The organism is Chitinophaga sp. G7 BAM 1005 (genome assembly GCF_057126945.1).
In genome coordinates, this window is the sequence record NZ_CP181478.1 from 5,750,814 (window position 1) to 5,764,824 (window position 14,011).

The 14,011-nt window shown below is 46.6% G+C and carries 15 protein-coding genes; all 15 read right to left on the bottom strand.

Annotated features, from left to right (window positions below; genetic code table 11):
* Positions 1-99: 99 nt before the first annotated feature.
* Positions 100-651, bottom strand: coding sequence for a glycoside hydrolase family 73 protein (locus ACMXI2_RS22820; RefSeq protein ID WP_483778360.1), 552 nt, complete (start codon positions 649-651; stop codon positions 100-102).
* 2 nt (positions 652-653) lie between these two features.
* Positions 654-1,559, bottom strand: coding sequence for a carboxylesterase family protein (locus ACMXI2_RS22825; protein ID WP_483778361.1), 906 nt, complete (start codon positions 1,557-1,559; stop codon positions 654-656).
* 6 nt (positions 1,560-1,565) lie between these two features.
* Positions 1,566-3,098, bottom strand: coding sequence for a carboxylesterase family protein (locus ACMXI2_RS22830; protein WP_483778362.1), 1,533 nt, complete (start codon positions 3,096-3,098; stop codon positions 1,566-1,568).
* Positions 3,099-3,103: 5 nt separating this feature from the next.
* On the bottom strand, positions 3,104-3,859 hold the full coding sequence (locus tag ACMXI2_RS22835; RefSeq protein ID WP_483778363.1) for a hypothetical protein: 756 nt from the start codon (positions 3,857-3,859) through the stop codon (positions 3,104-3,106).
* Positions 3,856-4,230, bottom strand: a complete 375-nt coding sequence (locus ACMXI2_RS22840; RefSeq protein ID WP_483778364.1) for a hypothetical protein — start codon at positions 4,228-4,230, stop codon at positions 3,856-3,858. Before ACMXI2_RS22840 ends, ACMXI2_RS22835 begins: the two co-directional genes overlap by 4 nt.
* The gene (locus tag ACMXI2_RS22845; RefSeq protein ID WP_483778365.1) at positions 4,227-4,748 is read right to left on the bottom strand and encodes a hypothetical protein; all 522 of its coding nucleotides are present in this window, start codon (positions 4,746-4,748) and stop codon (positions 4,227-4,229) included. The genes ACMXI2_RS22840 and ACMXI2_RS22845 overlap by 4 nt, the downstream gene beginning before the upstream one ends.
* Positions 4,745-5,002 (bottom strand): hypothetical protein, encoded by a 258-nt coding sequence (locus tag ACMXI2_RS22850; RefSeq protein WP_483778366.1) that lies wholly within the window; start codon positions 5,000-5,002, stop codon positions 4,745-4,747. Before ACMXI2_RS22850 ends, ACMXI2_RS22845 begins: the two co-directional genes overlap by 4 nt.
* A 2-nt stretch (positions 5,003-5,004) precedes the next feature.
* Positions 5,005-5,340, bottom strand: coding sequence for a hypothetical protein (locus ACMXI2_RS22855; protein WP_483778367.1), 336 nt, complete (start codon positions 5,338-5,340; stop codon positions 5,005-5,007).
* A 17-nt stretch (positions 5,341-5,357) separates the two neighbouring features.
* Positions 5,358-9,161 (bottom strand): beta strand repeat-containing protein, encoded by a 3,804-nt coding sequence (locus ACMXI2_RS22860; protein ID WP_483778368.1) that lies wholly within the window; start codon positions 9,159-9,161, stop codon positions 5,358-5,360.
* A gap of 3 nt (positions 9,162-9,164) precedes the next feature.
* Complete coding sequence (locus ACMXI2_RS22865; protein WP_483778369.1) at positions 9,165-9,539, bottom strand: hypothetical protein; 375 nt, start codon at positions 9,537-9,539, stop codon at positions 9,165-9,167.
* A gap of 239 nt (positions 9,540-9,778) precedes the next feature.
* Positions 9,779-10,123: a hypothetical protein gene (locus tag ACMXI2_RS22870; protein WP_483778370.1), complete on the bottom strand. Its 345-nt coding sequence runs from the start codon at positions 10,121-10,123 to the stop codon at positions 9,779-9,781.
* 277 nt (positions 10,124-10,400) lie between these two features.
* Positions 10,401-10,946 (bottom strand): hypothetical protein, encoded by a 546-nt coding sequence (locus ACMXI2_RS22875; protein WP_483778371.1) that lies wholly within the window; start codon positions 10,944-10,946, stop codon positions 10,401-10,403.
* Positions 10,943-11,581, bottom strand: coding sequence for a hypothetical protein (locus ACMXI2_RS22880; protein ID WP_483778372.1), 639 nt, complete (start codon positions 11,579-11,581; stop codon positions 10,943-10,945). Before ACMXI2_RS22880 ends, ACMXI2_RS22875 begins: the two co-directional genes overlap by 4 nt.
* A complete protein-coding gene (locus tag ACMXI2_RS22885) occupies positions 11,563-12,531 on the bottom strand; it encodes a hypothetical protein (protein WP_483778373.1) in 969 nt (322 codons plus the stop codon). Before ACMXI2_RS22885 ends, ACMXI2_RS22880 begins: the two co-directional genes overlap by 19 nt.
* A 51-nt stretch (positions 12,532-12,582) precedes the next feature.
* A complete protein-coding gene (locus ACMXI2_RS22890) occupies positions 12,583-13,893 on the bottom strand; it encodes a hypothetical protein (protein ID WP_483778374.1) in 1,311 nt (436 codons plus the stop codon).
* Positions 13,894-14,011 lie beyond the last annotated feature (118 nt).

The following is a 14,011-nucleotide window of genomic DNA, read 5'->3' on the forward strand; positions in this document are numbered from 1 at the left end:
CCTGCCGTGATTGTATTATGTAAACTATGTTTCATAATAACGTAAAGTTCCCTAATTCCCATAACACACTATTACGGGAATCCGTAAAGCCCTGAACTTTTAAGCTGGTACGGTTAACCCTAACATGGACAATCTCCTCTCTACCGAATCAATGCAATCGTGAAGCAGTTCAGCATAGGTCGGCTCTGTAGCATAGCCTGCAGCTGCTATTGCAGTTGCAAATTCATGTGCATCGGTAAATTTGAATGCTGGTGAGTAACGTGGGTTTTCCTGTAGGAATTTCCCATGATCCGCAAATCCCTCCGCGGCTGTGTCATAGGCCCGGAACCAATCATCCACATACCACCGGTACATGGTCTTCCCATCGGCATCTTTAAATTGCACAATCCTGTGAACAGCGGGGAATTGGTGTAGGGATCTGTTGCTATCCGGGAAAACCTCCTGTGTGGGCAGCTGCTGCCTCTTTCCCTTCCAGCCTTTGCCAGCCTTGATGCCAAAAAACGCATTCTGTGGGGCCTTATTGCCCCAATCGCTTTCCAGGCCGGCATCACCCAGCACAAAGGTTACTGGCTGCTTTGTTTCTCTCCAGGACTTCACTGCAGCAGCGAAATAGAGCTTTATGAATGTACTTATCTTATCGTTTCTATTCATGGCTATTGTTTTTCAATATCCCCGTTGTCATAGACTTTCAGGGTCGCAATCAATTTTCTACCGGGTACCGGTATGGTGTCTACTGGTGGACCTACCACCGGTGGCTGAGTCACCGGGCCCCGAGCGTTAGTCAAAAGCCACTCAAACACGTTCAGGTTTTTACCGTTTAACTCCCGAGTGATTGATCCGTTGTATATCGCATCCCATCCCCCATGGCCGCCGGAATAAACCGTTGTAAAGGCATTTCCGCCTGTAGCATTGATGCTGGCAGTATATGCTTTAGCATTATCAGTAAACCCGTCCATATTTCCCGAAATAAACCATACCGGTGTATTGTATTTACCGAACAGGGGAAGGTTTTTTACAGCTGATTGTTCCAGAGCTGCAGGAGAAAGGCTCGCGACTGCGGCTATCTTCCCCGCAAACGATTCATCCCAATTTGCATACATCATAGCAGTCTGTCCGCCGGCGCTCAATCCAGTGGTATAGATCCTGTTGGTATCAACCCGTAGCCTCATGTTAGACATAATGAATTTCCATGCATATCGCATGGCTGAGGGATATGGTGACCAGCCACCGGCGTCCTGCATGGCCACAACAATGAATTTTTCCACCTTACCCGTGATTGGATTAACTGCCTGCGGCTCCCATCCGTTTTTGATTCTACCCAGCAAATAACTTCCTGTCAACCGGCTAACGTCTTTCCCAGCTTCTCCAACACCGTGGAAAAAAATAATGGTTGGATAATACTTCTGCGCGCTGTCCTGGTATTCTTTTGGGGTATACACAACAGTGTTGGATGGAAAGGCCGGCAACGCCCATTGCGTGGACGGGCTCTGAAAAATTGTAAACTGCGCTGAGGCAATAAGGCTACATAACAGTAGCAAAGCAAGTAATTTGAGTTTCATTTTTAATTATAATATTTCTGTTAGCATAATTGCACATAAACCACCGTCGTTGCTACTTCCGGGGTATTGCGCGTTAAGTGTCATTTGAATTGTTCCCGAAGATGACTGAAGGGCGTCCCAGGTGAGATAATCCATAACGTTGTAAACATCATCCAGGGAGTTTTTTGTAATGCCGCCAATGATACCCGTTATCCCGAAATGTGCAGTTCCCGATTCCGTTTTGTAATAAGGCATAATGTCAATTCGGTATGTGGCGCTGTCGTTCATTCCGGTGAATGACCATGTGTTACCGGCATAGATCCTGCGTGACTCGGCAAATACGCCTTTATCGAATCCGTGATATGATCCAGGCTGGCCAGGTAGATCTGCATCCCACTGGGTATATCCAAACGTGATTGAAACACCGGTCAGGTTGCCATCCATATCTACCAGGTTAGAAACAGTAGATCCGCTGGCAGTACTTGTGATTTGGTTGTAATTCCCGGTGGCCGGATAGGTAGAGGTTCCAAATGACAGAAGGATACGTTGTTTGCCTGTTTCATGGAAAGCCTGAAGCGCGGACAACCTGGATAATAATGCCGTTTTCTCTGAGCTGGGAGAAAGTGCGTTCACGATCTTTGTGGCTTCCAGGTAGTGAAAATAATCCTGGGAATCTTCGGCGCGCTGAACATAGTTGCCAGCTTCATCTTCGCGGATCAAACTATGGAGTAACAGCCAGTCCTCGAAATTCCAACCCGCCGTGGCGAAGTTTAACAGATATGCATTCCAGGCAGCTCTACTATGATCAGCCCCAAATGGGAACCTCGATAACGGCGAGATTCGGCCGTTTTGTGCTAATAGGGCTGCTAATGGTCCGCTGGTGTTTCCTACTCCGACTGTAGAATCCGACAAACCTACCATCCAAAAGCCGGGAATGTCCTTTATTGACGCTGCATTTGCGCTGGCGCCGTTTGTCGGCGGAGAACTGATACAATAACCGGCAATCTCGATATTGTGGGCGATCAGGTATGCAATTACCCCTTCTGCACCATTACTCAATCCTGTCAGGTAGATTTTATTGGAATCGACATTGTAATAGGTCTTATAGTAATTTATTGCCTTTACAATCGCTTCCAGATACTCACTCCACCCACCCGTGGTAAGCTGCGGGGAGCCAGTAAGGCACTTCATCAGTTGTCCCGTTTCCGAAATAACCTGCGGTAAACCATCCTGCAGGACATCTTCTATATTTGTACCAACCTGGCCGGCGCCATGTAGAAATATATTCAGCGCCGTTGGAACGGCTCCAGTATAACCAGCCGGTATAAGCGTGTACGTTCGGCGGCCAGTAAGGCTATCGTAGATATTATCATTCGGACCACCGGTGCCGAAGAATTGCTGCGGGGTCGGCGCACCAGAAATAATTTCCACCCATCCGGAGGAGCCACGAACATGATCACCATTCTTTAATGGTATCCATGCCGATCCGTCGTAGATCTTTGCACTACGGTTGATGGCATCTGCCCAGATGGTACCTGTGTTTATTTTTAGATTGCTCATTACGCTTATGGTTGTATCCAGATATCACCGGCGCGGTATGTTCCGCCCGTTGGCTCTTCTTCCTGCTCAAAAACCTGTACCGGATGCACATCTGCAGCGTTGGCCTTTAAAGCCAAGCCAGCATCAACATAACTCTTTGTTGTCGGATCAGCTTCCAATGTCGCTACGGCTGCCTGCAGGGACGTATCATCGTAGTTACTGAGTCCTGCCAGCTTGTTTTTCTCAGCAGTGGTATAATCGTTCGTAGACAGGCTCTTTCCGGCAATCTTATCTACTTTACCGGCAAGGGCCTGGGTAATTGTTGCAGCAAAATTCGGATCATCACCCAGGGCAGCCGCAATTTCATTCAGGGTATCCAAGGTACCAGGTGCCGAGGCAATCAGGTTTGCAATTGCTGCAGCAATTGCCTCAGTAACCGCTTGCGTGGTCGGATACTTCGTGTTATCGGGGACTAACAGGGTCGTAGCTTTGTTAGCTAGGTTTTCCGGTGTGAACCCTAAAGCCGCCTGCTTTGCATTCCACGATGCCTTCTCGGTGTCAGTGGAAAAACGATGTGTTGGGTCCTGGATCATAGTGTCAGCAGCTTGGCTACCGCTATGATTGGCCCTATCAAGGTAATACGCTGGTGGAGAGCCGGCGAGTTCGTCAGAATCATTGACTATGCCATCGCTATTTGTATCATAAATAGCGATGGTCATATCCCCGATAGATCCACCAGAACCAACGTGTATTGCTGGTGCTATAACAACTTTCGTAATCATTCTGATATATTTTCAACGTACACCAATGGCCCTTTCAGGCAAATACAGGCATCATCTGCGTTCTGAATCACCAGCATATCATACTGGTAGCGTCCAGGAGGCAGATTATCCTCCGTATATTTCTTGTCCAGTACCAAAACCTTACGGCCAGTTTCCTGGGCAGTCTGGATTGTAAACCCTTCGCCTATTTTGTATTTCAATACAACCTGTCCGGAACAGCTTTCGACGGCCATATGCACATCTACAAGTGTCGTGGGGTCAACCGGATCACCTTCATCAGTTTCATAAAACTCGAAGGCGAAGCTCAGACTTCCCATGCGTTGTATCCGAATGGGTAGTTCAGCTGCTATTACATTTGTTAGCTCCATCATTTGAATATTCCTTTAATTAAGCCCGATATAGCTCCGGTTTTGAACTTTATGATCACCCATACTCCAACTGCGGAAGCAATCCCGAAAAGCCACCAATATGCGGTGTTTCGCTGATTTTGAAACCTATCCCTTTCCGCCTGTAAAACAGCATTCGCCCGCAACAAACTGTCCGCCTTCATGTCTGCCAAACCGCGCGCGATCAGCATCGCCCCATAGGCATTGCTATTCCGGATTATACTGTCCGCATTCACGGTAACTGGAGGGCATGGCGCCTGTATGGTGAGCTGTCCGCCCTTGCTTTTTACGGTACCCGAATCAAAGTCTGGACAGTTGGCCTGCAACCGGAGCTGGGCCACTCCTCCCGGCATGGTGATAGGAAAGGATATGTAATTGCTATCCGCATACCTCCCCTGAAGGGCTCGCAGGTAATCACGCTCCTTCTGTGCCTGTTCTGATGCAAGCTTCTCTGCAGACTTGCAGCCGGCCAATAACGCGACTATGATTAATAAATACTTCATTTTACGTAGGTATTAACTTTTGCTTCTAAAAGTGCAGTTCGTACTTTCAGATCGGCGAGATCAGCCTCAATCTTTGCTTTCCAGATCTTATTGTCGGCTGCCTGCACTTCCTGATTTCGCTCTATTCGCGCCGTAGATTCACCGACGTTATCGATCTTACTTGCCTGTCTGCCAATATATCCAACTACGGCCACCGTCTGAATGATTACGATGGCAACCTGAATAATATTTAATCGTACTTCGCGTATGTCCATTGTTACTTATTGTCAAGTTTTTTAATCAGGCCGGCCAGCCTATCCACGGAAAACCCAATCAGGAAAGCCAGATATGTGGTAAGCTGTTGTCCCAAAAGTTCCTGTGAAAATCGGATAGTGATAAAGATCAAAATAGTGCTGATCACAATCTTCTTCCAGTTATCACGGATGAGAAACTTGTAACTGAACTGCGTTGGACTTTCAGAACTGTGAACATCGCGTTGATTAGCCTTTAAAAGCGTATTCAAAACCGCTCCCACGAAAGCGTATAATACGGCTACCAGAAAAGGGATTAGGGCGATACCGCCAAGTACTTCCGTAATGATTTGATCTTTCATTCGTTAGTTTTTAATTTTTATGGTTGACTCGTTATAATCCAGTTTGTTCCGTCGCTTTGAACCGTTATTCTGGTAGTGGCAGATAATGCGGCATTAACCCAACTTGTATAAGATGTCCCTCTAAAAACAACTCCGGGAGAGAACGCCAAGCCATTTGATGTGACATTCGCAGCCTCATCGACTATTACATATTCTCTCCCTGTATTCGCTGAAGCCGCTGGTAAGGTTAGTACAGGCGTTCCAGTTGTTGCACGGTTGATTATCGTATAGTCGTCAACAGTTGCCGTATAGCTTGCTGTTATTACTCTAACTGCCTTCACGTTCCCGGCAGACCATGTAGCCAGGCCAGCACCATCCGAGGTTAAAACCTTACCAGCGCCAGGTGAGCCACCAGAAATTTTAAGTTGATTAGTAACTTCAAAATTTCCAGTTGTCCCATTCACAGTTGCCCTAACTGTACCTGCACTAGTCTGAAAGAGTACATTACCTGTACCCATAGTTCTTACGAAAACATCCGCTGAACCTGACAACCCAAATTCACCTATTGGAGCAGTTCCCGTACCCAGTATGTAAGCATCTGTTGCCCATATATTACCTTGTACTTGTAACGGAGAAGACCGTCCTGTAGAAGGTGACGAATTTCCTATACTAAGAATGCCATCAGTACTTATTGTTACTTTCTCACTACCACCAACATTAAATCTGAAAGCATCCCCACCAGCAGCGACATTGAATAACAAATCCGTTGATGTAGGGCTTGAAACTGATTGTGTAATTACTCCCGAAGGCATCGTAACCACTCCAGTAGAGCGGGCAATGGTCAACGGCGAACCTAAGTACGATCCTGAATTATCATACCTGCCAATGTTAAAATCATTTCCCACATTACCGGCAGCTTCTGTTGTCGATTTGAATAATGACCATCTACGATTGGCAGAACCGTCACCATAACCGGTGTTTGTGTGAATTGTAATATCTGCTGTTCCTGTAACGGCAGTTGTACCGAAAGCATCAGCAATCCCGATCCCTGATATTCGTAGATTAGCTGATTGATCGGCCCCTATTTGATTTTGAATGAAGTTGGCAGTTGTATTAACTAAGTAGCCACCGGCATTGGTACCAATTGAAGTAGCATTTAAAAGGGCCGAGAACTTATATCCAGCTGCATCGATTGTAAAATCTTTTCCATTGGGATCTGCGGTACCGCTACCACCTCTCAAAGTAGTTGGATAGTAGGTTGCAGTGCTGGTTCGATCTATGCCCGCGAAAATCACGTATCCCCCAGGTACGCCTACTTCCGCGGCAGGGCCACTATTTGCAGGACCACCCCAACCTTTGAATCTCGCAGATCCGTTCCACTGCTGACTACCAAGACCATCTAAACTACTTACTAAAGTGGTTCCGCCATAAATAGAAAGCGCATTACTTGCAGAATTTTGGTCAAGGTTCAACCATATCCCGTTTCCTTGCATCCCTATATTGTATCCTGCATGAGTAGCATCAACAGTACCCCACAGGGCAATTTTTGTTCCCGCGCTTCTTGTGGTAAAGGCAGGAGAGGCTGATCCGACAGAATTAAAATTCAATAAGTTTGAAGTACCCCCTGTAAGGCTGATGCCAGATACAAAAGAACCCAACCCCGTATGTGTTGAGGCTCCTGTAATTGAAGCAGCTCCATCTACTATTAAATTTGTGCCTATCCGACCATTACCACTAATATAAAAGTTAGAAGTAGTCTGTAAGGCAGTGCCGTTCTGAATATAATTACTAGAAGCAGCAGCTGGTGCAGCTCCTATATCTGCTGGAGTCAAACTTCTGGTAGTGGCTCCTGTATAATGTCCAGCACTATTAAAGTTTAAGGTGGCAAACACGGTGGCGCCAGATAGTGTATTATTAGTAGCTATACCAGTAGGATGATTGGCCTGGGTAAATACTGGATTCCCTCCTGCCGTAGGTATTTGGCTAAATGCCGCTACTCCCGTAGAGCGTGTAATGCTAAAAGGAGTACTGATAATATTTCCTGTATTATCGAAGCTTTGTAACAATAAATTATTGCCAACATTCCCAGCCGCTTCACCGGTAGATCGTATCCAGCGCCATCTTATATTAGTACTGGCAATCGAGGATCCTTCATACATTAGTAAATCTCCAGATGACGACGCTACAGGGTTGACTGCAACAAATCTATTAGCAATACCTGGTCCAGCAGACCAAAAACCTGCTCCTGACTGTGCTGCTGATACTTGATTCTGGATATAATTCCCAGAACCGCTTCCAGGTGCAGCATCGGTGATTCCATAACCGGCCAGAGTCGTAGGAGTACCGGTGATCTTACTCCACGGTAAAGAAGCTAACCAGCTGGGGTTTGGGTAACTACCTGATAAAAGGGGATACCGCGCATCGCCGCGGGCATTGGTCCAGTACAAGTTCGTTCCTTCAGGGACATTGGTAGTCGTACCATTCCAGCCGATAACACCGGTGGTGCTACCGAAAGTTATTGGCCCACTACCCGAAAGCAGGGGACGCACCTTTGTTGAAAAACTCGGTATATCGGCAGTGTCAATTCCGGTGCCGGATGTAACCCGCCCCTGCGCATCTGTGATAACCTTAGTATAGGTACCGGCAGTACCAATATTACGTAAAGTGGTAGCAATGCCGGTAGTGCCGGTACCGGTTATATCGCCGGTGAGCGTAATAGTTTGATTTCCTGTAATAAAAGCGGGTGCCCCGGTGATCTTAGACCAGGGCAGAGATGTTAACCAAGATGGGTTACTGTAACTTCCAGTCAATACTGGATATCTCGCATCACCTGTTGTTGCTGTAAGATATCCGGCAGACGCATGATTTCCCCAGCCAAACGCCGTATTCCAGTTGGAAATATTGGTAGCAGTAATAGCTTTCACATTTGCAGGAACGGAAGGATCTGTCTCCGCTGCGTTCACACGTGCGCTGGTGAAATATTTGTTGGTTGCTCCTTCCGCGACATCATCTGTGGCCAGCACAACAGCACCTTGCTGCCCGTTTACACTCGTTACGGTCGCACCGTTGGGGTTGCGTTGCCAGATAGTGCCGTTGTAAATCACATCATCGCCAGCTGCGAAAGTTATGTTGCCTGAACCGAGATTGCGTGTTCCTCCTACGGTTACCCGGTATGTCCATCCTGCCGTACCGGTACCATCGACCAGAGTGGGCGTGTTAGTACTGGCATCCCAGGTGCCTTTATATACTTGCGCTCCAGAAGGAAGATATGCTGCAGGTACTTTACCATCCGATCCAATCGGCGCCACGCCATTGATTGCCCCCTTTTGCGAAAGCGGAATAGCCAGGTTGATTCTATTACTCAGGCTGACAGTATCCCCTTTACGCAAATATTTGCTGAGCATATTGGCAGTATCAGAAACGTTCACCTTCGCATTAATTCTATTGCTCAGGCTCGCCGTATCGACTTTTTGCAGGAAGCGGGCATCCGACTGGGATGTGGTATAAAAGCCAAGTTTAATGGCAATCTCACCACCGGTGTTTTTGTGTAGGTAAAGCGTATCGTTTGAGATACGACCAGAATCCACCACTGTAGCATTTGAAACTATTGGCACCCACTTATGAAGAATACAATCATACGTATAGACGATACCGTTCTTTTTTGCAACCTGCTGGCACGGATTCGCATTTATAGACGGGCTCAAAACGGTATCCTCCGGCAGATGGAACCAGCCATTTGCGCGGAGTTCAAGAAACCCAACCCGTGTATTATTATCGGTTATTCGCTGGCCGTAGGCAGCAGCTGTAAACAAAAGAAATAATATAGTAATAATCCGTTTCATACTTTAGTAGATTACGATTGTAAATACCTGGTCTAATTCCAGGATATCACCTTCCTGCAATAGTTCCCATCCGCCGGCAGTGATAGGGCGATACTGTATTAAATTCATCAGGACACCATCGCGGTATAACCGGAATCTTTTGCCAGCCAGCTCTGGTTTGCTATAGTAGTTTCTGCCTGCCCAACCAGCTTCGATAATTATTTCTTCATCAGTCGGTGCGATTTGCTCCTGAACTGCTGCCGTAATACAAGCCAGAAAATCCGGCCAGCTATACCGCAAGTAATCATCCGGAGTGATGACGAATATTGTAGCATCATCTGCCGGGCAGCCTATGGCTACACTAACCGAATCCCGTAATTCTATCGCACAATCAACCATTAGAAAATTGTTATTACCTGGTTATTAATTTTAAGGCTGCAGCCACCAATCCCCAGCACATAGCAACAACCTTCACTGGTTCCTGTAAGACATTCTATCATGCTTTTCCTGTCATAGTCGCTGCAGGTCGCCGCCGGCACATCGCCCCATGAGCCTCCAGGCATTGCGCCCTGGCCGACTCCGGTAAGGCACCCAGCCAGTTCCGCTTCATTCTTCTTCAAGCAGTCAACTATCAGCATTTACTTATAGAGCTTTGTTATAAAAATGAGATTCAAATTTGTGCATACCGATATATAGATGATGTACCAGATCACGCTGCCCACAATGCCGAAAGACCATATCCCCAGCGAAAGAATAAAGACGATATAAAACAGGAATGATACCTGGGCAATCGCATGAGAAAAGCACACCTGGCAGCCACCCATTACCCGATATAAAAATTCTTTTCCATCCAGATCCCACTTACGGAGTTGTTTTTGCCAGTTCTCAGCCCAATTGCCGGGTTGAATGCTCACCCAGAGCATGAACGTAAAGCCAGCGACAGCAAGCCAAAAAATGAGCGTAAAAAAGAGAAATACCATCATACTGAAAGTGTTATTTTATTTGTAAATCCGTATGTATTGAACATGAAGTGTTTTCCTGCAGGTGTAAATAGCTGCATCTTTAACAGGATCTGTTCAGGATAATCATTAGGAATGATTATTTCCTCACCAATCACCAGCTCCAATTCTTTTTCCAACCAAACACCATTGAAGCAAACCCGCACCTTCCAGGCACCGGGCTCTGTGGCAGATATTCCAGTAGTTATTGGGCCACAGCTATCAAAACAGCCCAGGTTGCGTGTTACTCTGCATCCACACATTAGCATTCAGGTTTACAAGGGTTAGGAAGACAGTTATCCGGCATTCGGGCAAACTGCGTTGTAAATTGAAATTCTAAAGAAACTACCTGCCGTTCATTAAGATGCTCCAAAACGTATTGGATATCTTCTTTCCGGATCTTTGCCAGTTCCTTTGCCACCGCGACCTCGCGGATATATACCGAGCGTATCGGACGAATCCTTTCCTTGCCATATGAGAGTAGTGTATTAAGTAACCATTGTACGAGTTCTTTTGGCCTGGCATCATCGACAATAGCCACCAGGAAACATCGCAATGTTTCATCAAGAACCCGACTGTTATCTGAAAGCTGCTGGCGACTGTCCGAGTAGTCGATGGTGGCCTCGGTCCTGATGTAGAAATAATCACCAAATTCATCATTCATGCCAATGCAAAACTTTTCGCTTCCTTCTCCCTGGTAGATAAGCCCGGTAAGTTCATCCAGGAAAACATTGGCAAAACCTCGGTCGAAAAACCGGTTCTTATCTAACACGAAGTCACGGAGCAATATGAAGTCAGTACTGATCATTGTGATACACCTGTAATTATTTCTTGTTCAACAATCCGAAGTTCATTTATAACCTCCCGGCTGTACCCTTCTTTCTCTGTATCAGTGGCGGGGAAAATGGAGTTGGCCGCCTGTTTAAAATGTTCTTCCAATCCTTTCCGTTTCAGGGATTCCTTCGCATCATTAAAGCCTATCAGCACTTCTTTTTCCTTTGCCTGGAGTGTATATGATTTTGAGAGATCCCCTCGCATCATCAGGTTTACAGTGCCTGTTTGACGGCCCTGTATATCCCGGAACTCCTGGTAACCTTGCTTCAGATACATTGAAGAAAGTTTTTCCTTCTTAACCTTATAGGTCTTTTTACCAGTCTTAACCAGCTTCTGTCCCTTATAGCCACGTTTCCCACCCGGCTTAAAGGCGCTTTTCTTTACAAACTGGTCTTTAGTTGCGTAATAAGGCTTTGTACTGTAGCTGCCAATACGGTTGCCGCTACTATCAAGTCCATCCCGGAAGATTCTCAGCTGCATGGTTGATAGCAGCGAAACAGCGCCGACCATGATAACACGTTCGGTAAGTCTTTCGCCGGCATCATTCGCCAGCTTTTTTAAGTTCTCATTATATTGTTCCAGTGTAAGGCTCATACGTTTGTTACCCATTTAGTTCTGTTACAATCGAGACAGGTATCACGGACGCTCTTTAGCAGCTTAGGAAGCACTTCGGCAAAGTCGTTCCATTTTTGGCGGTAGGTGTTTTCAAATTCTAATTGCTTTTTCTCTGCCTCTTCACGGTTGTAGATGGTAAAATTGTTAAGCCTATCGCTGGACAGCCTTTCCTGCTGAACCAACGCCCGCATCTTATACCAGACGATTTCACCAACGAACTGTTTGCTCCAGGAGCAAAGCAGCTGAGTATAATCACACTCGCAACTGAAAGAAGCATTGATGCCAAAGCCCTCTGATTTCACCTCTCCGGTACCATTCCATCCCTTCACGTAACCACATTCATTGGGCATTGTGCCCCCGCATCCGATTAAGCAGGTAAGAGCGCTGCTGTAGGTGGTCAGTGCGGTATTATCCAGGTAGATCCTCACGATTGATCCGGAGGCGGTATAATCCAACAGGAATGTATTCTGCTGGCCGCCTACGAGTTGAACCGGATAACTAAGCTCATTTCCATTGTCCCACAACTTTAGTTCTATGCTCGCTACTGATTCTACGGGGAAAACGTGTACCTCATGGATCTTCAATTTTCGCAGTGCTGATGGCTTTGCCGCATGAATAGATATACCGCGATTTAGAGGCGCTGCCGGGTTTTGAATGTTCTGTTTGAACGTGCCGGTGTCAACAAATCCAACTACTGGATTCACGCCATAACCGGACATGAGTATCATTTTCAGGAAGTCGCTTTGTACCTCCTGCAGCGCCACATCACGTGCGTTCAAGAGCATATTACGGCCCCTTACATACTTCTCGTCGGTAATGGCTGCGACACCTTTATATTTTATTTCAGGCGCCTGCCAGATGTCATATCCGGAGGATGATTTCACCGGAACAGCACCTGCACATAAATCTTTTATGGAAACGATATCCTGAAGGCAATCAGACATGCAGAAAGAATTAAGGGAGGCCGAAGCCTCCCTGTTTAATGTTGAAAGTTATTATCCAGCTACGGGCGTAAACGCATAGTTGGTAGCGTTGATCTTGCCGCTGATTGCGCTATAACCGGTATAGTTCAACTTTCCTGCGTTGAGCGTGAAGCCGGCGCCGAATTGGTTAAACATAGCTGTCATGTCGGCATCATTGGCCAGGGTCACCTGCGGGCGGAAGGTGCTGCCGTTAAGTGTGAAATCATTCACAATTAACGGGTATGCAAAGCCCGGATCGTATTCATAGACCTTAGCCGCCACAGTGCCGCCAGAGGGAACACCATCTTCAGGGCAGGTTACAGGTGTTGGAGGGCAGGTAGTGAACTGCATGATACCATTCAATCCCTGAATACCGCAGACATTCATAGGCAGCGTGAAAATATCCCAGTTGATACGGAACTGAAAATTCCAGGACTTGGTGCACTTATCGAAGATTACGTCCAGATCCCATAACAGACCGGTAGCAGGGTCATTGATTGTTGAAAACAACCAGTCAGGTCCAGATTGGAACATTTGTTCCGGAACAAGGCCTTTCTGGTCCGTAGCAAAACGGCCTAAGTTCCAATTGAATGCCAGGAATTTAATAAGCTGTGGATCAAAAGCGATAAGGTTCTCTGTGCTGTTGCCAATGGCACCATTCAGATTCTTATCATAGAACCAGTTGTTTGCGCTCACTTTATTGATATCCTGACCCAAATCGTTTGGAGCAGCAATACTTAAAAGACGTTGAATGTTCCAAACTGGTGCAGATCCCACAACGAATGGTTCGTTGAGTTCAGCATCAATATAGGCGCGCTCCAGGTCGAAAATGCCGTCGGGGCGTACCCGGCCGGTGGCGGGATCAACGAGGTTAATGAGCTTTGATGGAGAGCCATCCGGTTGAACACCACGATTTGCCAGTAAGATAGCCGTCATTTGAACTTCCAACTTTCTGCGGACAGTCGCCCAACGAGCATTTAACTGGGCCATAACCCATTCATTAGCCCCGATATTGTCCAAATCGCGCATATCATCCTGATGGATGGTAAGCACCTTGGATGCAGTACATTGATTAAGGGTGAAATATGCTTGCGTTGGTTCAACCTTTAAGCCAGGTTCGCAAACGTTGTCCGAGCAGGAACCATCATCATCGCATTGCGGTGGCAGGTAATTTACTTTAAGCGTGCGCTTTTTGCCAGCTTCTTTACCGATATCGGCTGCGGAAATGGTGTTGTTAAGACGTGCGGCAGCGAGCACCGCTTTCATTGTGCCGCCAACATAACTGGATTTCGCCCACGTCCAGAGAGACTTCTGTATGCTCTGGTGCGCTTTTTTAAAAGACATAGCCTTTAAGTTTATGTGAGAAAATTTGTTTCTGACACCGACTTAAAGGCTCGGTAGGAATAACCTACTGCGTCTTTTAAAAAGGGTTTCGCCTCCCTACTTTCTGATACAAATTTAT